The organism is Chelatococcus sp. KU-N122, from assembly GCF_055391085.1.
The window spans coordinates 4,609,478-4,635,060 of record NZ_AP043981.1; the positions used below are offsets into that span (position 1 = coordinate 4,609,478).

Below are 25,583 nucleotides of genomic sequence, written 5' to 3' on the forward strand. Positions count from 1 at the left end.
ATGAAATTCGCGCATTTCTTCGTCGACCGGCCGATCTTCGCCTCGGTGCTGTCGATCGTCATGGTGCTCGTGGGATATATTTCCTACGTTTCACTGCCCGTCGCGCAATATCCCGAGATCGTGCCGCCGACGATCGTGGTCCGGGCGAGCTATCCCGGCGCCAACGCCGAGACGGTCTCCCAGACCGTGGCGACCCCGATCGAACAGGAGATCAACGGCGTCGAGGACATGCTCTACATGACCTCGAACTCCACCAGCGACGGCAACATGTCGCTGACCATCACGTTCAAGCTCGGCACCGATCTCGATACCGCCAACGTGCTGGTGCAGAACCGCGTCGCGGTCGCCCAGCCGCGCCTGCCGGCGGAGGTGCGGGCGCTCGGCGTGACCACGCGCAAGAGCTCGCCCGACCTGATGCTGGTCGTGCACATGTTCTCCGAGAGCGCGGGCTTCGACGACCTCTACATCTCCAACTACGCGCTGATCCGGGTGCGCGATCAGCTGTTGCGGCTCGACGGCGTCGGCGACATCACGGTGTTCGGCGCGCGCGAGTATTCGCTGCGCATCTGGCTCGACCCCAACAAGCTCGCCTCCTATTCGCTCACCACGACCGACATCGTAAACGCGCTGCAGGAGCAGAACGTGCAGGTCGCGGGCGGCGCGATCGGCGGCCCGCCGACACCGGCCGGCGCCGATTTCCAGCTGATCGTGCAGACGCAGGGGCGCTTCAAGGACGTCCGGCAGTTCCGCGACATCATCGTGAAGAGCGGCGAGGCCGGACGCCTCGTGCGGCTGCAGGACGTGGCGCGGGTGGAGCTTGGCGCCCGGGACTATACGACCAACTCCTACTTGAACGGCAAGCCCGCCGTCGGCATCGGCGTGTTTCAGCGTCCCGGCACCAACGCGCTCGAGGCGTCTGCCGCCGTCATCGCCAAGATGGAGGAGCTGAAGCGCGACTTCCCGGCCGGATTGAACTACCGGATCGCGTACAATCCGACCGTCTTCATCTCGCAGTCCGTCGACGAGGTCTACAAGACGTTGTTCGAAGCGATCATCCTGGTGGTGATCGTGGTGCTGGTCTTCCTGCAGTCGTGGCGGACCGCAATCATCCCCATCATCGCCATCCCGGTGTCCCTGATCGGCACCTTCGCGGTGATGGCTGCATTCGGATTCTCGCTCAACAATCTGACCCTGTTCGGGCTTGTGCTGGCGATCGGCATCGTCGTCGACGACGCCATCGTCGTGGTGGAGAATGTCGAGCGCAATATCGCCGAAGGACTGTCGCCGCGCGAGGCGGCGCACCGGACCATGGACGAGGTCGGCGCCGCCGTCATCGCCATCGCGCTGGTGCTATCCGCGGTGTTCATTCCGACCGCCTTCATCAGCGGCATCACCGGCCAGTTCTACCGGCAGTTCGCGCTGACCATCGCGGCCTCGACGGTGATCTCCGCCTTCAATTCGCTCACCCTGTCACCGGCGCTCTGCGCCCTTCTGCTCAAGGGGCACCACGACGCCGACCACCGGCCGCGCTTCTTCCTGGCCCGCTGGGGGCGCGGGCTGGCCAACGGCTTCAACTGGGGTTTCGACAAGACGTCGAACGGGTACGCGACGACGGTGCGGGGGCTCGTCGCCCACAAGCTGCCGCTCGTCGCGGCGCTCGCGGTCTACGGCGGCTTGCTCTACGGCACGATGTGGATCTCCCAGCGCGTGCCCCAGGGCTTCATTCCCGCCCAGGATCAGGGCTATCTGATCGTGGTGATTCAGTTGCCGGATGGCGCCTCGCTGGCGCGCAGCGACGAGGTGGCGAGACGGGCCATGGGCATCGTGAGCGAGACGCCCGGCATCGCCGACACCATCGCCATCGTCGGCTTTTCCGGCGCTACCTTCACCAATGCCACCAATCAGACGGTGATCTTCACCCCGCTCAAGCCGTTCGAGGAGCGCACCACGCCCGACCTGAAGGCGAACGCCATCGCCGGCAATCTGGTCAAGCGTCTGTCCTCCATCCAGGAGGCCTTCGTCATCGCGGTGCCGCCGCCGCCGGTGCGCGGCCTCGGGAACGCCGGCGGCTTCAAGATGCAGATCCAGGACCGCGCCGGCGCCGGCCTGGGCGAACTGCTGGCGGCGAGCCGCAGCCTGATCGCCGAGGCCAACCAGAACCCCAACCTGACGCGGGTCTTCACCACCTTCGGCGCCAACACGCCGCAGATCTACCTGGACATCGATCGGGTCAAGGCACGCATGCTCAACGTGCCGCTGTCGAACGTATTCGCCACCTTGCAGGTCAATCTGGGCGGCGCCTACGTCAACGACTTCAACGTCTTCGAACGCGTCTACCAGGTGCGCATACAGGCTGACGAGTCCTTCCGCGCCGATCGCAACAAGATCCTGCGGCTCAAGGTGCGCTCGTCCGACGGCGCGCTGGTGCCGCTCGGCTCGCTGGTGGAGATCAGGGACGTCGCCGGGCCTGATCTGGTGCAGCGCTTCAATATGTACACGTCGGTGCCGGTGCAGGGCGAGACGCCGCCCGCGGTCTCTTCGGGCACGGGCCTCGACACCATGGAGGCGCTCGCCGCCCGTGTTCTACCGCAGGGCATGGGCTACGAGTGGACCGAGCTCGCCTTCCAGCAGCGGGCGGTCGGCAACACCACCGTCTACATCTTCGCGCTGTCGGTGTTGTTCGTCTTCCTGGTGCTGGCCGCCCAATACGAGAGCTGGGGCCTGCCGCTCGCCATTATCCTGATCGTGCCGATGAGCGTGCTCTCGGCCATGATCGGCGTCTCGCTGCGCGGCATGGACAACAACATCCTCACGCAGATCGGCCTCGTCGTGCTCATCGGCCTCGCGGCCAAGAACGCCATTCTCATCGTGGAGTTCGCGCGGCAGGCCGAGGCCGAGGGCAAGGGGGCGGTGCCGGCCGTGATCGAGGCGGCGCGGCTGCGGCTGCGGCCGATCCTGATGACGGCGTTCGCCTTCATCCTGGGCGTGGTCCCGCTGGTGACGGCGACGGGACCTGGCGCCGAGATGCGCCAATCGCTGGGGACCGCCGTGTTCTACGGCATGATCGGCGTGACCTTCTTCGGTCTGTTCCTCACCCCGGTGTTCTACGTCACCATCCGCTTCATCTCGGATCTGCTGAGCGGCAAGCGGCGTCGTGCCGCCGCGCCGGCCGCGTCCGCGTGAGGTGGCGCAGACCCAAATACCCTCGACCCCTGGCGGGAGAACGTTGATGACAGCGAAGTTCGGCATTGGGCAGCCGCTGAAGCGGGTCGAGGATGAGCGGCTGGTGACGGGCGTCGGCCGCTACACGGCCGATATCAAGCCGTCGTCGGCCGCCGCCGTCGTCGTTGTGCGTAGCCCCCACGCCAGTGCCCGTTTCGCCATCGGCGATCTGGCCGAGCTGCGCGCCATGCCCGGCGTCCTGCTGGTCCTCACGGCCGATGACGTGGCGGATTTGGGCGGCCTGCCGTGTCCGGGCGCCGCCGCCGTGCACAATTCCGACGGTTCCGAGGTCGTGCTGCCGGACTATCCGGTGTTGCCGCGCGATCAGGTGCGCCACATCGGCGAAGCGATCGCCCTCGTCGTCGCCGAGAACGAGTACGAGGGACGGCAGGCAGCCGAAGTCTTTCCCGTCGAATGGGAGCCGCTGGACGCGGTCGTCGGCATCGAGCAGGCCGACAGGAACGAGGCCCTGGTCTGGCCCGAGCTCAAGAGCAACGTCGCCTTCGACATGTTCGTCGGCGACAAGGACAAGGTCGACGCCGCGTTCGCCCAGGCTGCGCGGACCGTCGAGCTCGCCATCGTCAACAACCGCGTCGTCGCCAACTACATGGAGCCGCGCGCCTGCCTCGCCGATTATGATCCGGCCGAGGAGCGCTGGACCATTACCCTCGGCAGCCAGGGCAGCCACGGCATCCGCGACACGCTCGCGCGCCAGATCCTGAAAGTCGATCGCAAGCGCATCCGCGTCGTCACGCCGGACGTGGGCGGCGGGTTCGGCACCAAGATCTTCATGTACCGCGAGTATCCGCTGTGCGCTGTCGCGGCGCAGCGGCTCGGTCGTGCGGTGCGCTGGGTGAGCGATCGCAACGAGCATTTCGTCGCCGACACCCACGGCCGCGACAACGCCACCCGCGCCGAGATGGCGCTCGACGGGAACGGCCGCTTCCTCGGCCTGCGCGTCGATCTCAGGGCCGACCTCGGCGCCTATCTGTCCCAGTTCGCGCCGTTCATTCCCGCCGTCGGCGCGCGCATGACGCCCGGCTGCTACGACATCCCGGCCCTCCTGATCAGGGTGCGCGGCTATTACACCAATTCGGTGCCCGTCGACGCCTATCGCGGCGCCGGCCGGCCGGAGGCCGCCTACGCCATCGAGCGCTTCGTCGACTATGTCGCGCGCCAGATCGGCCAGGACCGCACCGAGCTGCGCGCGCTCAACTTCGTCAAGCCGGAGAGCATGCCGCACACGACCCAGACCGGGCGTGTCTACGATTCGGGCGAGTTCGAAGGTCATATGCGGCGCGCCATGGAGCTCGGCGACTGGTCCGGCTTCGAGGCCCGCTGCGCCGCCGCGGCGCAGAACGGCCGCCTGCGCGGTATCGGCCTTGCCTCCTACATCGAAGCATGCTCGGGCGGCGGCGCCGAAAAGGCCGAGGTGCGCCTGCAGCCCGACGGCTCGGCCGTCGTGCTGATCGGCACGCAGTCGACCGGGCAGGGCCACCAGACCGCCTACGCGCAGCTCGTCTCGCAGCATCTGCAATTGCCGCTGGACAAGATCTCCGTGCTCCAGGGCGACACGGACGTCATCGCCAGCGGCGGCGGCACCGGCGGCTCGCGCTCGATCCCCGTCGGCGGCGCGTCGGTGGACCAGGCGTCGCGGACGCTCGCCGAGCGGCTGAAGGCGTTCGCCGCCGAGGCTCTGGAGGCGGCGCCCGCCGACCTGGAGATCGCCGAGGGCGGCCAGGTGCGTGTGGTGGGCACCGACAGGTCGATCAGCTTCACCGACATCGCCCAGCTTCCGGCCGCCACGCGCGAGCAGCTGGCCGTGGAGGAGGCCTGGACGCCGCCCGAGTTCACCTACCCCAACGGCACGCACGTGTGCGAGATCGAGATCGATCCCGATACCGCCGAGATCGCGATCGAGCGCTACACCATCGTCGACGACTTCGGTGTCACCCTCAACCCGCTGCTGCTCGCCGGGCAGGTGCATGGCGGCGTGGTGCAAGGCGTCGGCCAGGCGCTGCACGAGCGGACCCTCTTCGATACGGAGGGCCAGCTGGTGACGGCGTCGTTCATGGACTACCGGATGCCGCGAGCCGCCGATTTTCCGGAGATCACGTTCGAAACCCGCAACGTGCCGTGCAAGACCAACGTGCTCGGCATGAAGGGCGCCGGCGAAGCCGGATCCATCGGCGGCACCCCGGCGGTGATGAATGCGGTTTGCGACGCGCTGTGGCGAGCCTATGGCATCGCCCACGTCGACATGCCCGTCACACCCGACCGGCTGTTCGCGCTGCTGCGGACGGCGGCGGCCCGCAAGGCGGCCTGATCGGGCACGGCTGCGCCGCCCGATGGGGCAAGAGACGGGCGAAGCGCGCTCAGCAACTTGGGATTGGTCTAAGTCGAGATTCTATGATCATGAAGCCCGGCGGCCGAACGGCTCGCCCGACAGGAGCTCGAGTAAGATGAAGTATGCCGGCCTGGTAGCGACCGTCCTGGTGTCCGCCGCGATGGCGGTTGGCGCGACCGTGGTGACCGCCCAATCCGATCCCATTGCCGAGCGCAAGACGCTGCTGAAACAGATGGCCGGCGCGGTGAAGGATCCGGCGCAGATGCTGAAGGGGGCGGAGCCGTTCAACGCAGCCAAGGTCAAGGAAGCCCTGGCGATCGTGGTGACCAACTCCGGCAAGCTGCCGACGCTGTTCCCGGACACCTCCAAGAGCGGCAACACGGATGCTCTGCCCAAGGTCTGGGAGAGCAAGGCCGACTTCGAGGGCCGCTTCGACAAGCTCGGCAAGGACGCGGCGGCGGGCATCGCATCGATCACCGACGAGGCGACCTTCAAGGCCGCGATGCCCAAGGTCCTCGGCAATTGCGGCGCCTGCCACAAAGAATACAAGAAGCCCTCGTGAGCGAGGCGGTCGGCTCTGCCCGCGCGGGAGCCGCCGCCGACGGCCTCGGCGAGCGCGTGCGCGCGTGGGATCTACCCACGCGCCTCTACCATTGGCTCCAGCTCGCCCTGATCGTCGGCTCCTACTACACCCAGTGGTGGATGGATCCGGCGGTCGATCCGACGATGCGTTTCCACCGCTGGCTCGGCTATTCCATCCTCACCTTGCTCGTGTTCCGGTTGCTCTGGGGCGTCGTCGGCAGCTCGACGGCGCGCTTCGCGTCGTTCGTCCGCTCGCCGGCCGCGATCGCGCGCTACGCCTCGGCCCTGGCCCGCGGCCGGGCGCCGGCTTACCTCGGTCATAATCCGCTCGGCACGCTGATGGTCCTGGCGTTGCTCGCGGTGGTCGCGGCGCAAGCGCTGAGCGGCCTCTTCACCGCCGATTCGAACGCGATCTTCGGCGGCCCGTTTGCCCACCTGGATCCGATGGACGAGCCGCCGGGCTGGAAGAGCGCCCTGTCGCGCTACCACCGGCTGGGCGCCGATATCCTCCTCGTGCTCGTTGCCGTCCATGTCCTGGTCAATCTGTTCTACCAGTACGTGAGGCGTGATGCGCAGATCAGCGCGATGACCAGCGGCTACAAGCCCGCGCGCGCCTATGCCGATCAGCAGGTGGTGGTGGGCGGCACGCTGCCGCGTGCCGCCGGCTGCCTGGTCGCGGCGGCGGTGATCGTCTTCGGCGGCATCAAGGCGTTCGGCGGCAGCTTCTGACCAAGCGGCGCGCCTACTCCATCGCGGCGGCCTTCATGATGCACACCATCGTGGCGCGTCCGGTGGCGGTGCCGACGCAGCGGATGACGTGATGCCGGTCGGACCGGTAGCGCAGGCTGTCTCCCGATCCGAGCATCTGGCTGACGCCGGCCACGATGACCTCGAACTGGCCGTCGAGCACCGAAAGACATTCGACGGCGCCGCGCTGATGGCCTTCCGACTCCAGCGTGCCGCCCGGCTCGGCCGTCATGTCGTACCATTGCAGCCACTCGACCGTGCGCAGCCAGCCGATGATGGCGAGGCGGATCTTGCCGTCCTCGGACAGCAGCATCGGCGTGTCGGCGCGCGACACCTTCTCGATCACCGGCTCCTCGTCGGAGGCGAGCACGCGCTCGATCGACACGTCGAGCGCCTGCGACAGCCGCCAGATGGTGGCGAGCGTCGGGTTCGTCTCGTTGCGTTCGATCTGGCTGATGATGGACTTGGCCACGCCGGCCTGCTCCGCGAGCTCTGACAGGGAGAGGTTGTAGGCCTTGCGCAGACGCTGGATGGTCTTGCCGAGCTGGCCGGACACCTGGTGGGCGCCCAGATCGGCGGGTCGCGGCCGCTCCTTGCCTTCGATGGCCATCGTCATTCCCCGCATGCCGTCAATCGCAGCATCCCTATCCGATCAGATGATCTCGCCTGATCGGATCGACATGCTCTGGTGCGACGGATGGCGAGGGGTACCAGCTTGCGTGGCTCACCACCAGTGACGAAAGTGATGCACCGGGCCGCGGCCATGGCCGATCGTCAACGTGTCGGCGGCGGCGATTGCGCCGTCGAGGTAGGTCTTGGCGCCGCGCACGGCCTCTTCCAGCCCGGCGCCCTTCGCCATCAGGGCGGCGATAGCCGACGACAGGGTGCAGCCGGTGCCATGCGTGTTGCGGGTGGCGATCCGCGGCGCGGCGAGGCGCAGCATGCCCGTCCGCTCGATCAGCAGATCGACGCTCTCGGGGCCGCTGGCGTGCCCGCCCTTCATCAGCACCGCGGCCGGGCCGAGCGCCAGCAGCCGCTCGCCCTGCCGGATCATCGCCGCCTCGTCCATCGCCATGGGCTCGCCCAAGAGATCGGCCGCCTCGGGCAAGTTGGGGGTCAGGACGTGCGCCAGCGGCAGCAGCTGGGCTTTCAGGCTGGCCACGGCCTCCGGCGCGAGCAGCCGGTCACCGCTGGTCGCGACCATGACGGGATCGAGGACCACGACGCGCGGGGCGTGGCGGCGAAGACCATCGGCGACGGCCGCGATCGTCTCGTGGCGCGACAGCATGCCGATCTTCACCGCATCCACCGCGAGGTCGCCGAACACCGAATCGATCTGCGCGGCGACGAAGGCGGCCGGCACGTCGAAGACGGCCTGCACGCCGAGCGTATTCTGCGCCGTCAGCGCCGTGATGACGCTCGCGCCGTAGGCGCCGAGCGCCGAGAACGTCTTCAGATCGGCCTGAATGCCGGCGCCGCCGCCCGAATCCGATCCGGCAATGGTCACGGCAATGGCGGTCACGCGCGTCGTCCCAACGGATCGTCAGAAGGCGGCCCGGAAGGCGCCGCCGTCGATCAGGAAATTCTGGCCGGTGATGTAGCCCGCATGCGCGCTGCAGAGGAAGGCGCACAGCTTGCCGAACTCGTCCGGGTCGCCGAACCGACCGACCGGAATGCTGGCCGCCCGTTCCGCGCTGATCTCCTTCTCGCTCTTGCCGGAGGCCTTGGCGGCGCCCGCGATGATGCCGGTCAGCCGGTCGGTGGCAAAGGCGCCCGGAAGGATGTTGTTGATGGTGACGCCCGTGGGCGCGACCTGGCGGGCGACCCCGGCGAGGAAGGCGGTCAGGCCGGCACGGGCTCCCGAGGACAGGTCGAGCCCGGTGAGCGGCGTCAGAACGGAGGCGGAGGTGATGTTGACGACGCGCCCGAAGCCCCTCTCGCCCATACCGGGCACGAGCTTCTGAATGAGCTCGATCGGGGTCGCCATGTTCTGAACGACGCCGCGCAGCAGCGCATCGCGATCGATTGCCGTGTAGTCCTTCGGCGGTGGGCCGGCATTGTTGTTGACCAGGATGTCGGCATCCGGGCAGGCGGCCAGCAGCGCCGACTGCCCTTCGGGGGTGCCGACGTCGGCCGCCACCGCGATCACGGTGGTGCCGGTCAGCCGGCGCAGCTCCGCGGCCGTGGCGTCCAGCACGCCCGCGTCGCGGCCGTTGACGACGACGGAGCAGCCGGCCTCGGCCAGGGCTTGGGCGCACGCGCGGCCGAGGCCCTTGCTCGATGCGCAGATGATCGCCTTACGTCCCGCAAGTCCCAGATCCATCGATGCCTCCGGCGCTCCTGTCCCGATGCCGTTCCTGCCCGACGCCGCTCTGCGCCGATCCGCCCGCGTCCGCAAGCCCCCGGCCGAGCCGCGCCATGACGGGCCGGCAGCTCCTGCTTACAGCTGACCGTGAGGCAGGAAAAGCAAACTCCGTTCGACGGCGCCTGTCTACTTCGCCGCCGCATCCGGGCCCGGGAAAGCGCAAGCATGGCAGTGGCTTGTCGACAGCAAATTGACCGCTGTCGGCGGCTCTCTATAGTTGGTGGCATGGCGAGCGCCGTCAGCTCGATCGAAGCCATTGCTTGGCCTGCGTTTCCGAGACGGGTTGGAGCTGCGCGTCATCATAATGAAACGCGAATCCTGCAAACCGGCCTATGAACTGACCATTGTCGATGAAGGCTGCGACCCTTGAGCAAGGATACCGACGTCATCCGGGTCCGTACGATGTTTCTGTCGGACGTTCATCTCGGGACCAAGGGTTGTCAGGCCGAGCTTCTGCTTGATTTCCTCAAGAGCTACGACGCCGATACGATCTACCTGGTTGGTGACATCGTCGACGGCTGGCGCCTGAAGGCGGGCTGGTATTGGCCGCAGACCCACAACGACGTTGTGCAGAAGCTGCTGCGCAAGGTGCGCAAGGGCAGCAAGCTGATCTACATCCCCGGCAATCACGACGAGTTCCTGCGCGACTACGTGGGCTCCAATTTCGGCGGCATCGACGTCATCGACAGCGCCATTCACGAGACGGCCGACGGCAAGCGCTTCCTGGTGATCCACGGCGACCAGCTCGACATCGTGGTACGCCATGCCAAGTGGCTCGCCTTCTTCGGCGATTGGGCCTACAGCACCGCCCTCCTGCTCAACACGTATCTCAACATCGTGCGGCGCCGGCTGGGCCTGACCTACTGGTCATTGTCGGCCTGGGCCAAGCTCAAGGTGAAGAATGCGGTCAACTTCATCGGCCGGTTCGAAGAGCTGCTGTCCACCGAGGCGCGCCGGCACGAGGCCGATGGCGTGATCTGCGGCCACATCCACCACGCGATCATGCACGACCGCTTCGGCGTGACCTACATCAACACCGGTGACTGGGTCGAGAGCTGCACGGGACTGGTGGAGCACTACGACGGCCGGTTCGAGCTGCTGCGCTGGGCCGACATCGTGCGCCAGCGGGCTGCTGCGGAGGCGGACCTGCTCCGTCAGCGCAAGACAGTGAAGCCCAAGGCTGCTGCCGCTTGATGCGTGTCCTGATCGCGACGGACGCTTGGCATCCGCAGATCAACGGCGTCGTCCGGTCGCTCGAAAACGTGGCCGAGCGGGCGCACGGCTGCGACGCGCACGTGGAGATGCTGACGCCTGAGCCCTTCCGGACGGTGGCGTTGCCGAGCTACGGCGAAATCAGGCTGGCGCTCGCCCGCCGGAGCACGATCGCCAAGCATATCGACGCGGCGGCACCCGACTACATCCACATCGCCACCGAGGGGCCGATCGGCATCATGGCGCGAGCCGTCTGCCTGGCCCAGCATCGGCCCTTCACCACGAGCTATCACACGCGCTTCCCGGAATATCTGTCGGCGCGGGCGCCCGTGCCGCTCGGACTGACCTATGCGCTGCTGCGCCGCTTTCACAACGCCGGCGCCGGCGTCATGGTGAGCTCGCCCTCGCTGGAGCACGACCTGTCGGCGCGCGGCTTCCGCAACATCATGCGCTGGTCCCGTGGCGTCGACGGCGAGCTCTTCCGCCCGCGGGCCGAGCGCATGCTCGACCTACCCGGCCCGATCTTCCTCTACGTCGGCCGCCTGGCCGTGGAGAAGAACATCGCCGCCTTCCTGGCGCTCGATCTGCCGGGCACCAAGGTGGTGGTCGGCGATGGACCCCAGCGCGTCGCGCTGCAGCTCGAGTTTCCCGAGGCGGTCTTCCTGGGCGCCCAGTCCGGCGAGACCCTGGCGCGGATCTATGCGTCCGCCGACGTCTTCGTCTTCCCGAGCCTCACCGATACCTTCGGCATCGTGCTGCTCGAGGCCCTGGCCTCCGGCCTGCCGGTCGCGGCCTTTCCGGTGATGGGGCCCCGCGATGTCATCGGCGAGTCCGGGGCGGGCGCGCTGAGCGACGATCTGCGCGAGGCGGCCCTGCGCGCCCTCGACATTCCGCGTGACCTTTGCCGCGCCTACGGCGAGACCTTCACCTGGGAAGAGAGCGCCCGGCAGTTCTTCGACAATATCCGTGTCGCCCACGACCACGTCCGCCCGTCGGCGGAAGCCGCCCGACCGAAGCCAGAGGCAGCCCTGCTCTAAGCTATTGATCTGGATCGTTTCTTTTGCGATCGGATGGCCCGCCCGAGCGCAAAGGGGACGCTCTCAAGAGCGCAGCGCCTGCTGTAGCCGCTGAATCTCGCTATCATCGTCGATGCCATGGCGGCCGATGTGCGGCAGGGTCTCCCGCGTGCGCGCGGCAGCCCCCAGGGGCGGCTTCGGCGTGGACGCGCGATCGTCCGACGACGCGCGGCCCAGGCGGTCGTCCAGCGCCGCCATCGCCTCGGCGATCCGCGCGGTGCGCTCCGCGGCGATCTGCTGGACCGTGACGATCTCGTGGATCTCCTCAGTCTGCTGCCGCAGCTCGGCGCAGATGGTGGCGCGCACGCCGCCGTCGCGCAGGAGCTCGATGGTCTCCTGTATCTCGTCGGCCGCCTTGCGCACGTCGACGGCCGCATTGCCGCTGATGCGGACGACGCTGTCGAGAACCTCGACGGCTTCGCCGATGATGGCGCGGAGGTGCGGGCCGGCCACCGGCGGTGCGGACGGGCTGGGCTCGGACGGGCCGGGCTCGGGCGTGGCCTTGCCGTCGGCGCGCGCGCGCGCGGCGATCAGCGCGCGCTCCAGCGTCTGCACCGAATCGAGCAGGGTGCGGGTTTCGGCGGTGCGCGTGCGGCGCGCGAACTCGCTGAGGAACCGCCGTCCACGCGGCGTTTCCATCATCGCCGACCAGATCGAGAGATATTCGTCGTCGCTCAGCTGAGCGGCGCTCGCCATGTCGGTCATGCGCATCGGCACGAGAACCCGCGTGTGGTCATCACCGCGATGGTTAGCGGCCGAGCCCAAACAAACCTTTAACGACGACCGCGATGCCGGCCGCGGGCGGTCAGCCCCAGAGCTGGGGGGCGGGAGGGAAGACGAGGCTGCCGTCGTAGGTGAGCCCGTCCGGCCGATCCGCGGCCAGCAGCAGCGGGCCGTCGAGGTCGACGAAGCGCGCCTTGGGCGTCAGCAGCATGGCCGGGGCCATGGCGAGCGAGGAGCCCACCATACAGCCGACCATGATGGCGAGGCCGAGCCGCTCGGCCTCCGTGGCCAGCAGCAGCGCCTCGGTCAGCCCGCCGGCCTTATCGAGCTTGATGTTCACGGCGTCGTAGCGGTCGCGGAGCGACGCCAGCCCGTCCCGCGTGTGCACGCTCTCGTCGGCGCAGATCGCGAGCGGACGGGCCATGGCGGCGAGCACCCGATCGCTGTCCGCCGGCAGCGGCTGCTCGACGAGCGCGACGCCCGCGTCGGCGCAGGCGCTGAGATTCCCTGCGAGTGTGTCCGGCCGCCAGCCCTCGTTTGCGTCGACGAGCAGGATGCTGTCGGGGGCGGCTGCCCGTACGGCCGCGATGCGCTGCGGATCGCCGTCCGGGGCGCCGAGCTTGATCTTGAGGATGGGCCGGTGGGCGGCTGCCGCCGCGGCGGCAGCCATGTCCTGCGGCTCACCCAGGCTGATGGTGAAGGCGGTGGTGACCGGACGCAGCCGGTCGATGCCGGCCAGCACATGGGCGGCGACGCCGGCCTGCTTCGCCTCCAGGTCCCACAGCGCACAGTCGAGCGCGTTGCGGGCGGCGCCTGCCGGCAGCAGCTCGATGAGGTCCAGGCGGCCGACGCCTCGCTCGATGTCCACGCGGCGGCCTTCGATGGCCGCCATGACGCTCTCGATGCTCTCGCCGTAGCGCGCGTAGGGGACGCATTCGCCCCGGCCGCGGTGGGCGCCGTCGTCGATGGTGACGGTCACGACCACCGCTTCCGTGCGGGATCCGCGGGCGATGGTGAAGCGGCCGGCGATCGGGAAGCGTTCCACGGCGAGCGACAGGCGGCGGGTCATGGGCAGAGCTCGGGGGATGGGCGTGGCCCGGATCGGCCACCACCTAAATTTCGGTCGCTCGACTCACCCTCATGCGACACGGTATCAGCATCGAGGGTGCGGTAACGCGCGATCCAACTCCTTCTACGAGCAGGCTTCATCGCCCGTGTCCAGTGCTTACGATCCCACGGCGGAGCTGGTCCGCCAAGGCGACGAACTCAGAGCGACCCTGTCGGGGCAGTGGACGGCGTCCCGCTCCGAGGCCGTCGAGCACGAGGCTGCGGCCTTGGAGGCGGCGGCGAGCGGCGCCCACCGTGTGCTGATCGATCTCGCCCAGATCGAGCGCCTGGACACGCTCGGGGCCTGGGTTCTCGACCGGACCCGCCACGAGCTCGGCGGCAGGAGCCAGCGTGCGGATTTCGTCGGTGCCAAGCCCGAGCACCGCATCCTGCTCGACGAGATCGCCTATCGCGGTTTCCAGCAGATCCCGCCGTCGCCCCGTTCCGGCATCGTCGATTTCCTGGCCCAGGTGGGCGAGAGCGTCGTCGATGCGGGCAAGGATGTCGTGCGCGGCACCAGCTTCCTCGGTGAGGTCGTGGTGGCGCTCATGCGCGTCATCGTCAATCCGCGTCGGTTCCGGGGCCCCTCGGTCGTCCATCATCTGGAGATGGTGGGCTTCCGCGGCGTGCCGATCATCGCGCTGATCTCGTTCCTGGTGGGCTGCATCGTCGCCCAGCAGGGCATCTTCCAGCTGCAGCGGTTCGGCGCCTCGACCTTCGTGGTCAATCTCGTCGGCATTCTGACGCTGCGCGAGCTCGCCGTGCTGCTCACCTCCATCATGGTCGCCGGACGCTCCGGGTCGGCGTTCACTGCCGAGATCGGCTCCATGAAGATGCGCGAGGAGGTCGACGCGCTGCGCGTCATGGGTATGGACCCGGTCGAGGTGCTGGTGCTGCCGCGGATGATCGCGATCGTCGTGGCGTTGCCGCTGCTGACCTTCATCGCCGCCATGGCGGCGCTGTTCGGCGGTGGACTCGTCGCCTGGGCCTATGGCGGCATCACGCCTGAGGTGTTTCTGTCACGCCTGCAGCAGACCATCAGTCAAAGCCCGAGCACGTTCATGGTCGGCCTTATCAAGGCCCCGTTCATGGCCTTGGTGATCGGGATCATCGCTTCGCTCGAGGGGCTCGCCGTGCAAGGCTCGGCCGAATCGCTCGGTCGGCAGGTGACGGCATCGGTGGTAAAGGCGATCTTCATGGTGATCGTGGTGGATGGGCTTTTCGCGATGTTCTTTGCGGCGATCGACTACTGACGTTGCGATGGCCGACACCTCCGCACCCACTCTCGCGCCGGGCCGCAGGGGGCCGCAGCAGGATCCGAACGATCGCGAGGTCGTCATCCGCGTGCGCGGCCTCGAGGTCGGCTTCGGCACCAAGACGATCATGAAGAACCTGGATATCGACGTGTACCGCGGCGAGATCCTCGGCTTCGTCGGCGCGTCCGGCACCGGCAAGTCCGTGCTGACGCGCGCCATCCTGGGCCTGGTGCCCAAGCGCGCCGGGACCATCGAGGTGTTCGGCGAGGATCTCGACGCGCTGTCGCCCCAATCGCGCAAGGCCGTCGAACAGCGCTGGGGCGTTCTCTTCCAGCAGGGCGCACTGTTCTCGTCGCTGACCGTCAAGCAGAACGTGCAGGTGCCGATGCGGGAGTACCTGTCGATCTCGGACCGCCTGCTGGACGAGATCGCCATGCTCAAGATCGAGATGGTGGGGCTGAAACCGGACGCCGCCGACAAATTTCCCTCCGACCTGTCCGGCGGCATGATCAAGCGCGCGTCGCTGGCGCGGGCGCTTGCGCTCGACCCGGAGATCGTTTTCCTCGACGAGCCCACGTCTGGTCTCGACCCGATCGGTGCCGGGGAGTTCGACGACCTGATCTCGACGCTGCAGCAAACTTTGGGGCTCACGGTTTTCATGGTAACGCACGACCTGGACAGCCTGCACTCGGTCTGCGACCGCATCGCTGCCCTTGCCGAAGGAAGAATTATCGCCGAGGGACCGATCGACACCATGCTTGCCTCGAACCATCCATGGTTGAGAGCATATTTTCACGGCAAGCGCGCGCGCGCAGCCTTGGCTTGAAACGAGAAACGTTATGGAAACGCGGGCGAACTACGCGCTCATCGGCATCTTTACTTTAGCCGTCATCGCCGCTGGTTTCCTGTTCGTCTATTGGTTCAGCGGGCAGCAGGGCGCCGGCCGCCGCGTCACCTACAACGTCATCTTCACCGGCTCGGTCAGCGGCCTCGGCATCGGCTCGCCGGTCTATTTCAACGGCATCCGCATCGGCGATGTCGCTAACGTCGCGATCGATGCCGACGACCCACGCCGTGTCGTGGCGACCATCCGCGTCGATTCCAGCAACAAGCTGCGCATCGACACCAAGGCGCGGCTCGACGTGCAGCTGCTTTCCGGCATCGGCTCCATCTCGCTGATCGGCGGGGCCGCCAATGCGACGCCACGCGAACCCTGCCCCGCACCCTCCTGCACGATCTTCGCCGAACGCTCCGACTTCCAGGACCTCCTGGACAGCACCCGCGTCCTGGCCCGCAACGCCAACGACACGCTTGAAAAGATCAATGCGCTGATCGATCAGAACCAGCAATCCATCACAGATTCGGTCCAGAACCTCGGCCGCTTCACCAAGGCCCTCGGCGACAACTCACCGGGCGTGGACAAGTTTCTCGGTAGCGTCGGCAGCGCCGCCGACCAGATACAGTCGCTTGCGGGCAACCTCGATTCGATCGTGAAGGACGTCGATAGGAAGAAAGTAACGCGAATCGTCGATAATGCAGATCGGTTCATGGGAGCGCTCGGATCGTCGAGCCCCGATGTCGAGAAGAGTGTGAAGAACGTGACGTCCATCACTGCCAAGCTCGACCGCGCCTCCGACCAGATCGAGGGCGTGCTCAAGGCGGCGCAGGGCTTTCTCTCGTCGCCGGACGGCAAGGGCGCCTTCCAGCAGGTCGCCGAGGCTGCGCGCTCCATCAAGATCCTGGCCGACAACCTCGACAAGCGCACCGCCGAGATCACCGTCGGCATCAACCGCTTCACCGGCGCCGGCCTGAAGGAGTTCACGGCTGTTGCGGTTGACGGCCAACGCACGCTGGGCGAAATCAACCGCGTGCTCCGCAGCGTCGACCGCAACCCTCAGCAGTTCATCTTCGGCGGCAAGCCGCCGATCCCCGAGTACAACGGCCGGCGCTGACGCGATGAGATTGCCGCTCCTCCACGGGTCGTCGGCCGGTCTGAAGGCGTGCCTCGGCCATCGGGGATGGGGCGCGGCCCTCGTCGCCGTCGGCTTGAGCCTCGGCCCCGCTGGTTGCGCAAACGCGCCGCCGCCCACCTTCGATCTGAGCGCCGCCCGGGACTTCGGCAAGCTCGGCTCCGGTCGCGGGCCGCTCGCCGTGGGCGAGCCCGTGGCCGTGCAGGTGCTCAACAGCGACCGCGTCATCGTCAAGGATGGTGGCGCCTTGAGCTTCGTCGGCGGTGCCCAATGGGCCGACCGGCTCCCGGCGCTGATCCAGACGCGGCTCATCGAGACCTTCGAGAACGGCAGCCGGCTGGCGAGCGTCGGACGGCCGAACTCGTCACTCAACGCCCAGTATCTGCTCAGCAGCGAGCTGCGTGCGTTCCAGATCGAGGCCGAGAGCCGCACGGCGCTGGTCGAGATCACTGCGCGGCTGTTGACGGCCAGCGGCCAGGTGCTGTCGGCCCGGCTGTTCAAGGCCGAGGTGCCCGTCGCTGGGGCCATCGACGGGGCGAACGCCACGCGGGCGTTGAACGAAGCCTTGCAGCAGGTGCTCGTCGATATCGTGCGCTGGGCATCGACCTGATCCGGCCGCAGCGGGAGGGACCTTATCCTGCTATTGCCGGCCGCTCCGTCCATCGCCGCGTACCGCGATGCCAGGCCCTGAACGCTTGGCGGCCATGCCCGATCGGCCGCTGCTCCAGGTCGGCAGCTATGAACACGCCGACCTGAGGATCATCCACGAGCGCACGACGCTGGACATCGAGAGCCCGGAATGCCGCGGCGAGCTGACCAGGCCGGCCTCGATCCGGACAATCGATATTCCCGAACACTACGTGGCCGAGCTTCGCGACGTGACGTGCGCTCCGCGGCAACTGCTCATCCAGAAGCACGCCCTGCTGCCGGACAGCTTCCGCCGGCGAAGCTCGCGGCACCCTCACGTCCAGCTCGAGCCGGCGGGGGAGGGCGTCTTTCGGCCGACGGTGGCCGTCACGGCGCAGGCGACCATCGACGTTCCCTGCTTCTACATCGACGGTGAGCACGCCGATCACTTCGGCCATTTCACCCTGGAGGTGCTCAGCCGCCTGTGGCCGTTCAAGGCGATCGACTTCTCGGACTACCACTTCGTCACCTTCGCGGCGCCGGCACGGCGCATCTTCGAGCTGCTCGAGCCGTTCGGCATAGCGGCGGACCGAATCCTCTTCCTCCGGCAACCGGTCCTGATCAGGCATCTCACCGTCGCCAGCCAAGCCTACGTGCTGGAGCAATCGGCTTCACCCGCCGCGTTCGAGGTCTGGAACCGCATCGGCGACTATTACGGCGCCGCGCACGGGTCGCCGTCACGGCTCTACGTGTCGCGGGCGCGCTGGAACGTACAGCGCAGCCTCGTGGACGAGCCGGTGATCGAGGCGGCCGCGCGCAAGCTCGGCTACCACATCGTGTATCCCGAAGAGCTGAGCATTCCCGCCCAGGTCAGCCTGTTCCGCGGGGCGGAAACGATCGTCGGGCCCACCGGCTCCGGGCTCTACAACTGCGTCTATTGCAGGATGACGGGCGTCCGCCGCTTCCTGGCCTCGGCCAAGTTCGTGTCGCCGAATGATGCGCTGATCAATGCCCAGACCAGGTCCCGCATGAGCTATCTGACCGGCAGGATGGTGGCGGGCGGCACCTCGTCCATGCGCAGCGACTGGTCGATCGACACGGAGATGGTCGTCGCGGCGCTTTGAGAGCGCTTCACGCCTGGAGCGAAACGCGGGCAACGGTCTTCGACGAGACAAAAGCAGAAAGCGGCAGCTCCGACGCCTCGGAGCTGCCGCTTTGCACCTTGTCCCGATCCGGGCGCCGCCGCCCGCCGCCGTCAGTCCAGACGTCCGGCGGCGTGGGCGAGCAGCGTGTAGACCTTGCCGGTCTCCGAGGTGAGGTAGGTGCGCGCGACCATGGAATCACGGTCGTTCTTCGCGACCTCGTTCAGCAGCCGTTCGAACTCGTCGATGTAGCGGTCCGCCGTGGCCCGGAACTCCTGGTCGGAGCGGTACTTGCGGCGCACCTCGTCGAACGTCTGCTGGCCGTGCAGCGTGTAGAGTCGGCGCGTGAACACCTTGCGTTCGCCACGCTTGTACCGGTCCCACAGCTCCACGGCCGCGTCGTGATCGATCATGCGCGCGATGTCGACCGACAGGGAGTCGAGCAGCTCGATGGAATTGACGGGACGCGCCGGCTCCTGGCGAGCCGTGGCGATCTCCTCTTCCTCCTGCCGGGACGCGCGGGTCAGCAGGTCCGAGAGCCAGCCGCTGCCGGTGCGCGGTGCGGGCGGCGGCGGCGGCGCCGGTTCGCTCGGCCGGGCCGCTGCGGGCTGCTGCGGGCGCGGCCGTGCCGGTTCCGGATCGGGGAGACGGATACGAGCTCGCTCCGCCTCCGGCGCACGCGGCTGCGGCGCGGGAGGTGAGGGGGGCGCGATCGGCGGCTGGGGGGCCTCCGCGGCGACACGGGTCTCCGGCGGACGCGCGACCGCGGCCGCGGTCCGTTGGTCAATGGCCACCCGCGGCTCCGGGGCGCGTGGGGCCGGGGCCTGCAGCCGCGCCGCCGAGCGGTCGGCCACCGCGCGTTGCGGTTCGGCTACCGCCCGCTCAGGCTCCCACACCCCTTCGTCGCGACGCTCGGCCGGCACCGCTTGGGTGCGCCCAGCCCGGTTGACGATCTCGTTGAGCTCGTTCAACGCCCGGATCTGTTCGCCGACCACGCGCCGCATCGCAGCCGTCGATTCCTGCGTATCCCGCGGCAGCTCCAGCATGCCGCGGGAGATTTCCGACCGCGTCGCCTCGAGCTCGCGGGAGACGTTGGACGTCATCGAGCGCACCTCGTCGGCGACGGCGCGGAAGCGATCCGTCGTCTTCGAGAGCGCGTCGGACGCCTCCGTCAGCACCTGCTCGTAGATGTCGCGCAGGCTTGCCGCAGTGGCCTCCCGTTCCTTGGCGGTCGTCGCGCGCACCGAGTCGAACTGCTCGGCGATGGCGTTCGAGGTCGCCTGGGCGCTGTTGCGCAGCAGGTGGCCGATCTGCTGAGCCCGCTCCTCCGCGTTCTTGATGGAGTTTTCCATCAGGGTGGCGAAGGCGCGCGACAGCCGCTCGATGTCCGCCGTGCGCTGCTCGATCATGTCGATCATGCCGTCGAGCCCCTCCCGCTTGTCGCCGAGGGAGGTCTGGAAGCGGCCTTCGACCTGCTCGAGGCGATCGACCGTCTCGTCGATCTCCTCGATGCGCCGACGGGCGGCGTCGGACATCGTGCGGCCTTCCTCCGCGAACTTGGCCGCCACAAGCGCCGCTTCCCGCATGGTGGTCTCGGCGACGTCGCGCAAGGTCGTAATGTGGCGGTCGAGCTGGTCGGAGGCGGCAGCCGCCTTCTCGCTCATGTCGTGCACGGTCAGGTCGAGGCCGCGGACGCGGTCGGAGAGGCCGCTCTCGATGCTGGCCAGGTTCTCGGCGGCATCGGTGCTGATCTCGCGCAGCGTGCGGTTGGCCTGCGTGAGCCGATCGATGACGTTCGGCACGTCGCTCTTGAGCTTGTCCGTCGCCGCCGACAGGGCGACTATCGCTTCGCTGGCCGCCGTGTCCACGACCTGCCGGATCTCGTGCGCCGATTGGGCGAAGGAGGCGGTCAGCTCGCTGCTGCGCACCTTCATGGTGCCGAAGATCGAGGCGCTACGCTCGTCGAGGGCCTGGATCACGGTGCTGCCGACAGATGACAGATCCTGGGTGAGCGCCGTCTCGCGTTCGGCGAGGGCGGCGAGCAGCTCGGCGCCCTTGTCCTGCAGCAGGTTCGAGATGTCGTCGATGCGGCCTCCCAGGCTCGCGGCCGCTGCGCCGCGGTGCTGGTCGAAGGTCGCCTCGATGCGCTGGAGCTGGTTGGTGAAGTTGTCGTCGACCCGCACGGCGTGCTGGTCCATGGCACGGACGAGTTCGTCGCCACGGTCGCCGAGGACGCCCATGAGATGGCCGCCCTTGCTGTCGAGCACACCGATGATCTCGTCGATGCGGGTGCCGAGCGTCGCCACGGCCGAGCTGCCGTGCGCTTCGAAGGTGGTCGCGATGCGCTGAACCTGCGTGCCGACCGCCCGCTCCAGGCTGCTCGTGTGCTGATCGAGCGCACCGACGATGCCGATGCGCTGGCTCTCCAGGGCACCGAGCAGATGGTTGCCCTTGTCGTCGAGCTGGCCGAGCATGTCGTCGATGCGTGCGCCCAGGCTCGCCGCCGCCGAGCCGCCGTGGGTGTCGAACGCCGCGGCGATGCGCTGCACGTGGGTGCCGATGCTCCGTTCCAGGCTGCCGGTGTGCTGGTCGAGCACGCTGACGATGCCGCTGCGCTGGCCCTCCAGGGCGCCGAGCAGATGGTTGCCCTTGTCGTCGAGCTGGCCGAGCATGTCGTCGATGCGCGCGCCCAGGCTCGCCGCTGCCGAGCCGCCGTGGGTGTCGAACGCCGCGGCGATGCGCTGCACGTGGGTGCCGACGCTCCGCTCCAGGCTGCCGGTGTGCTGATCGAGCGCGCCGACGATGCCGCTGCGCTGGCTCTCCAGAGCGCCGAGCAGATGGTTGCCCTTGTCGTCGAGCTGGGTGAGCATGTCGTCGATACGCGAGCCCAGGCTCGCCGCCGCCGAGCCGCTGAGCGTGTCGAATGCGGCGGCGATGCGCTGCACGTGGGTGCCGACGCTCCGCTCCAGGCTGGTCGTGTGCTGGTCGAGCGCGCCGAGCAGACCGGCGCGCTGGCTCTCGAGGGCGCCGAGCAGATGGTTGCCCTTGTCGTCGAGCCGGTCGAGCATGTCGTCGATGCGCGCCCCCAAGGCCGCCGTTGCCGAGCCGCCGTGGTTGTCGAAGGCGGCGGCGATGCGCTGGACGTGGGTGGCAACGCTCTGCTCGAGGTTGCCGGTGTGCTGGTCGAGCGCGCTGACGATGCCGTCCTGCCGGCTTTCCAGGGCGCCGAGCAGATGGCCGCCGCGATCGTCGATCTGGCCGAGCATGTCGTCGATGCGCGCACCGAGGCTCGCCGTCGCCGAGCCGCCGTGGGTGATGAAGGCGGCCGCGATCCGCTCGACGTGGGCGCCGACCGATTTCTCCAGGCTGCTGGTGTACTGGTCGAGCGCGCCGACGATGCCGAGCCGCTGATTCTCCAGGGCGCCGAGCAGATGGCCGCCGCGATCGTCGAGCCGGGTGACCATGTCGTCGATGCGCGCGCCGAGGCTCGCCGTCGCCGAGCCGCCGTGGGTGTCGAAGGCGGTGGCGATGCGCTCGACATGGGCGCTGACCGCCTGCTCCAGCTTGCCCGCATGCTGCTCCAGCGCGCCGACGATGCCCTGCTGCTGCTCCGCGAGGGCGCCGAGCAGATGACCGCCCTTGTCGTCGAGCAGGCTCGCCATGTCGTCGATGCGGCCGCCGATCGATCCGACGATGCTCGAGCCGCGTTCGTTGAGCGTGGCGCCAAGGCTGTCGAGGCGGTTGACCACCCGCTCCTCGAAGGAGGTGACGTGCGTGCCCAGGCTGTCGGCGATCTCCAGCGCCCGGTTGCCCAGCGTCGCGCTGATCTCCTCGGCCTTGGCCGTGAGCGCGCCGGTGACCTCGCTGCCCCCCTGGGACAGCACGCGCGCGATCTCGGCCGAGCGCACCACCAGCGTTTCGTTGAGGGCGTTGGCCCGCGCGTTGAGGTTATGCTCGATGCTGCCGATCAGCCGGTCGAGGTTGCCGGCGAGCTCCTCGCCCCTCTTGGCGGCGCGCTCCTCGAAGGCGCCCACGCGGCCGTCGATGATGCTCGCGGTCTCCTGGGCCTGGCCGGCCAGACGGTCGGCCAACGGCTCGCCGCGCCCGACGATGATGCTCTCGATCGCCGTCAGGCTCTCGCCGATGCGCCCGCCGAGCTTGTCGGCCGAGGCGGTGAAGGCCTCCACCATCTGATTGGTCGGCTGGATGACGCGCGTCTCGAGACTGCCGAACTGCGTCGCCAGCGCCTGCTCGGCGTCGCGGGCCTTGCCTTGCATCGCCTCTGCCAGCGCATTGGCGTTCTGCGTCAGCGCCTCGTTCACGCGTGAGGCCTGGGTGGCGATGGCCAGCACCACCTCGCGGCCGCGGCTGGCGAGCTGATCGCGAGCCTCGCTCGTCTGCGTGGAGAGCAGGGTCTGCATCTCGTCGTTGTGGCTCTTGGCCGCATCCGCGAAGCGCTCGACGCTCTGGTCCAGCGTCGTGGCGGCGCGGTTGCCGTGCTCCGCCAACGCCTCGGCAAAGCGCGCGCTGGTCGCCGTGAACTTGTCCTCGAGCGCCTGGGTATAGGTGCCGACGTCCGTCGACAGGCGTCCGAAAGCCTGGTCGAAGGTGCTGCGGAATTGTTCTCCGTGCTTGTCGACGAGGCCGGTCAGGCGATCGCTCGACGACGCGAATGTATGCTCGATGGCGCTGGTGTACTTGGCGACATCGCCGCTCAGGCGTTCGACGCCGTCTTCGAACAGGGTGCGAACGCCCTCGGTGCGGCCTTCCACCACCGTCGCGAAGCGCTCGGTCGACGTGGCGAAGAGGGTGTCCAGGTTTTGCGTGTGCGCGGTGACCTGGCCGGACATCTTGTCGATCGATTCCTCGAGCGTCGTCTTGAGGGAGGCCGCGCGCGTATCGATCAGATTGAGGAACTGGTCGCTGGAGGCGGACAGCGCGCTCTGCAGCGCGCCGCTCTGCTGGACGAAGGTGCCCGAAAGGTTGGTCACGCTGTCCTCGAAGGCCTTGCGGGCGGTGCTGCTGTGCTCGTCGAGCTGGGCGGTGAAGCGATTGCCCGAGGTCTCGAGGGTGTCCTCGAGGCGCCGGCTGTTGTCCGCCATGGTGCTGTTGAGCCGCTCGATCGTGCCGACGAGATTGTCGGCCAGCGCCCCGCCCCGGTTGCCGATCATGTCGACCACGACGCGGCCGGCGTCTTCGATTTTCTGCCGCAACTCCTCGCTGCGCTCGCCCAGCGATTGGGTCAGGTTGGTGCCCGTGGCCTGGAAGCGCTCGTTGACCTCTAGGGCCCGGTCCGCCAGCGACTGGGCGACGCTGCCGCCGGTTTCCGCGAGCTGCTCGGCCACCTGTCCGGCCGCCTGCGTGAGACCGGCGGTGAGGGTCTCGCCGGCCTGGTTCAGCGACGCGGAGATGCTGGTGGATTTTTCCGACAATGACGCGGAGATGTCGTCGCTGGTCGCGCTCATGCGGTCGACCAGCTCCACGCCGCGCGAGGTCAGCTCGTCCACCATGCGCTCGCCGGCGCGGCCCAGCGCGGCGGTGATCTGTTCGCCGCGGGTCGCGAGCGAGTCGGTGACCTGGCCGCCGGCCGCGGCCACCGCCTCGGCGATGCTGCGGCTCGCCGTCAACAGGTCGGTCGTGATGTTCTGATGCGCCCCCTCGATCGACGTGCGCACGCGGTCGGCGTTGGTGATGATGGCCTCGCGCTGGGCTGCCAGCTCCTCGACCAACGAGCGGATGCGGACCTCGTTGTCGGCGTAGGAGCGCTCCAGCGTGGCGATCTCGCTGCGGACCAGCGTCTCCAGCTCGCCGGCCCGGGCGAGTGCCCGTTCGACGCCGTCGCCCATCGCCGCCATCTCCCGGCGCACCGCCTGGGACAGGCTGACGATGGAGTCGGCCGCCAGCGTCTCCGGCTGCGCCATGCGACCGGCGGCGCCAAGGAGGGTCCGCGACACCAGGTGCATTTCCTTGGACCGGAGATAGAATCCGGCGATCACGAACAGGAACGCGGTCGGGCCCAGCAGCGCGATGGCGATGAGCAGCAGCCGCACCAGGCCGAGCTGGCCGAAGGCGCTCAGACCCTGGTCGGTGACGCCGTAGTGCTCGGCCATCACCGCCGCCCCGCCGACGATCCACACCAGCGAGAGCAGCGCGGCGAGGGCATAGGGCAGGCGCGACTGGCGCTGCCGTTCGGTCTGCTGCACCAAGGCGCTTGCGGCGGCCAGGTCGTCGTTGGCGACGCGGGTCGTGTCGGGGGCGACGACGGGGCGATGCAGCTCCGGACGTGCGCGCTCGGGCGTCCTGTGAAAGAGTTCGGCTGGCTCGGCGTCTGCCACGGTCTCGCTCGCTTGGATTTGATCAGCGGGTAAAGCGGTTTGGGTCTGCTCCGGAACGGGGTCGGCGACGGCGGCGGCCGCTGCCGCCGCCGCGCGGCGGCCGCCCCGCTGCGGCGCGACCGGAGCCACGAAGCCGGCGGCCCGGTCGGAGGATCGATCGCGGCGCGCGGGTCTGTCGTACACGCCGCCCAGCGCCGGTCCGTTCGTCGCGCGCGGCAGACGCGGCTCCGGACGGACCTCCGGAGCGTCGCCCTCCGGCGCTCCCTGGTGTGCAGGCGCTGCGGACCCCTCCGTCTCCTGGCGGCTCTCCTCGTCGGCTGCCGGAGCGCTTGCGGCGTTCGGCTCCAGCGCCGCGGCGAAGGCCGCCAACGACTGCTCGTCGAACAGGCTCGGCCGCACTTCGGCTGCGACGGCGTCGGCCTCGTCGTCGGCGACGCGTTCCGCCGCGGCGATGGCTTCCGCCTCCGCGGCGGGCGCGGGATCCACGTTCACCTTGGGGTCGGCCGCGGGGGTGACAGCGGCAAACGCAGCGGCATCGGGACCCATCAGTTCCCGCTCGAGTGCAGACAGCGCGGCCTCTGCGGTATCGGTAAGCCTCTTGTCCTTGGACATACTGCCGCCTCGTTTACGCTACGCTCGGTTCACCGCCCGGATCGCGGAGCCGGGCGCGGCCATACGGTCGCCGCCCACTATCCGACATGCGGAGTTTAGTGCCGCGGCAATGCGTTGGAAACCCAAGCTCTTCGCCCACCTCAGAACGTCGTTAACGAGTTTTTTACGCTGTCGGCGTCGCGCTGCCGGTTGCCATGTCTTTCGCCGGCAACCCTTGCGAAGCGCCGCGGGAGGCATTTCCGGCCGATCGGCACATGCGG

17 protein-coding genes are annotated in these 25,583 nt (G+C 68.5%); 11 read left to right on the top strand and 6 right to left on the bottom strand.

Translation table 11 applies throughout. From position 1 onward, the window contains the following. From ACZ5PO_RS20790 to ACZ5PO_RS20805, 4 genes are all read left to right on the top strand, one after another. On the top strand, positions 1-3,183 hold the full coding sequence (locus ACZ5PO_RS20790) for an efflux RND transporter permease subunit (RefSeq protein ID WP_464183601.1): 3,183 nt from the start codon (positions 1-3) through the stop codon (positions 3,181-3,183). Between the two features lie 46 nt (positions 3,184-3,229). Then, positions 3,230-5,548, top strand: a complete 2,319-nt coding sequence (locus ACZ5PO_RS20795) for a xanthine dehydrogenase family protein molybdopterin-binding subunit (protein WP_464183603.1) — start codon at positions 3,230-3,232, stop codon at positions 5,546-5,548. Positions 5,549-5,684: 136 nt separating this feature from the next. Then, positions 5,685-6,131 carry a c-type cytochrome gene (locus ACZ5PO_RS20800; RefSeq protein WP_464183605.1) on the top strand — a complete coding sequence of 149 codons (447 nt, stop codon included), beginning with the start codon at positions 5,685-5,687 and terminating at the stop codon, positions 6,129-6,131. Then, complete coding sequence (locus ACZ5PO_RS20805) at positions 6,128-6,880, top strand: cytochrome b/b6 domain-containing protein (RefSeq protein ID WP_464183607.1); 753 nt, start codon at positions 6,128-6,130, stop codon at positions 6,878-6,880. Before ACZ5PO_RS20800 ends, ACZ5PO_RS20805 begins: the two co-directional genes overlap by 4 nt. A 13-nt stretch (positions 6,881-6,893) precedes the next feature. Here the strand turns inward: ACZ5PO_RS20805 and ACZ5PO_RS20810 are convergent, their stop codons facing one another. The 3 genes from ACZ5PO_RS20810 to ACZ5PO_RS20820 form a co-directional block, all read right to left on the bottom strand. Further along, positions 6,894-7,508 (bottom strand): helix-turn-helix domain-containing protein, encoded by a 615-nt coding sequence (locus ACZ5PO_RS20810; protein WP_464196954.1) that lies wholly within the window; start codon positions 7,506-7,508, stop codon positions 6,894-6,896. A gap of 114 nt (positions 7,509-7,622) precedes the next feature. Beyond that, on the bottom strand, positions 7,623-8,420 hold the full coding sequence (gene thiD, locus ACZ5PO_RS20815; RefSeq protein WP_464183609.1) for a bifunctional hydroxymethylpyrimidine kinase/phosphomethylpyrimidine kinase: 798 nt from the start codon (positions 8,418-8,420) through the stop codon (positions 7,623-7,625). Positions 8,421-8,441: 21 nt separating this feature from the next. Next, positions 8,442-9,221, bottom strand: coding sequence for an SDR family oxidoreductase (locus tag ACZ5PO_RS20820; RefSeq protein WP_464183610.1), 780 nt, complete (start codon positions 9,219-9,221; stop codon positions 8,442-8,444). A gap of 444 nt (positions 9,222-9,665) precedes the next feature. Between ACZ5PO_RS20820 and ACZ5PO_RS20825 the strand changes: the two genes are divergently transcribed. Then, entirely contained in the window at positions 9,666-10,457 is a 792-nt protein-coding gene (locus tag ACZ5PO_RS20825; RefSeq protein ID WP_464196956.1) for a UDP-2,3-diacylglucosamine diphosphatase, read from the top strand. Beyond that, positions 10,457-11,512, top strand: coding sequence for a glycosyltransferase family 4 protein (locus tag ACZ5PO_RS20830; RefSeq protein ID WP_464183611.1), 1,056 nt, complete (start codon positions 10,457-10,459; stop codon positions 11,510-11,512). Before ACZ5PO_RS20825 ends, ACZ5PO_RS20830 begins: the two co-directional genes overlap by 1 nt. Positions 11,513-11,575: 63 nt before the next feature. Here the strand turns inward: ACZ5PO_RS20830 and ACZ5PO_RS20835 are convergent, their stop codons facing one another. After that, complete coding sequence (locus tag ACZ5PO_RS20835) at positions 11,576-12,262, bottom strand: hypothetical protein (RefSeq protein ID WP_464183612.1); 687 nt, start codon at positions 12,260-12,262, stop codon at positions 11,576-11,578. A gap of 94 nt (positions 12,263-12,356) precedes the next feature. After that, on the bottom strand, positions 12,357-13,343 hold the full coding sequence (dgcA, locus tag ACZ5PO_RS20840; RefSeq protein WP_464183614.1) for an N-acetyl-D-Glu racemase DgcA: 987 nt from the start codon (positions 13,341-13,343) through the stop codon (positions 12,357-12,359). A 145-nt stretch (positions 13,344-13,488) separates the two neighbouring features. Here dgcA and ACZ5PO_RS20845 point away from each other — a divergent pair, with 145 nt between their 5' ends. From ACZ5PO_RS20845 to ACZ5PO_RS20865, 5 genes are all read left to right on the top strand, one after another. Next, positions 13,489-14,634: an MlaE family ABC transporter permease gene (locus tag ACZ5PO_RS20845; RefSeq protein WP_464183615.1), complete on the top strand. Its 1,146-nt coding sequence runs from the start codon at positions 13,489-13,491 to the stop codon at positions 14,632-14,634. A 130-nt stretch (positions 14,635-14,764) separates the two neighbouring features. Then, the gene (locus ACZ5PO_RS20850) at positions 14,765-15,463 is read left to right on the top strand and encodes an ABC transporter ATP-binding protein (protein WP_464196958.1); all 699 of its coding nucleotides are present in this window, start codon (positions 14,765-14,767) and stop codon (positions 15,461-15,463) included. A 13-nt stretch (positions 15,464-15,476) separates the two neighbouring features. Further along, positions 15,477-16,589, top strand: coding sequence for an MlaD family protein (locus tag ACZ5PO_RS20855; protein ID WP_464183616.1), 1,113 nt, complete (start codon positions 15,477-15,479; stop codon positions 16,587-16,589). A 4-nt stretch (positions 16,590-16,593) separates the two neighbouring features. Next, positions 16,594-17,217: an ABC-type transport auxiliary lipoprotein family protein gene (locus tag ACZ5PO_RS20860; protein WP_464183618.1), complete on the top strand. Its 624-nt coding sequence runs from the start codon at positions 16,594-16,596 to the stop codon at positions 17,215-17,217. Between the two features lie 94 nt (positions 17,218-17,311). Beyond that, positions 17,312-18,358, top strand: a complete 1,047-nt coding sequence (locus ACZ5PO_RS20865) for a glycosyltransferase family 61 protein (RefSeq protein ID WP_464183619.1) — start codon at positions 17,312-17,314, stop codon at positions 18,356-18,358. A gap of 131 nt (positions 18,359-18,489) precedes the next feature. Here the strand turns inward: ACZ5PO_RS20865 and ACZ5PO_RS20870 are convergent, their stop codons facing one another. Then, positions 18,490-25,323, bottom strand: coding sequence for an apolipoprotein A-IV repeat region-like domain-containing protein (locus ACZ5PO_RS20870; RefSeq protein WP_464183620.1), 6,834 nt, complete (start codon positions 25,321-25,323; stop codon positions 18,490-18,492). Positions 25,324-25,583: the final 260 nt, after the last annotated feature.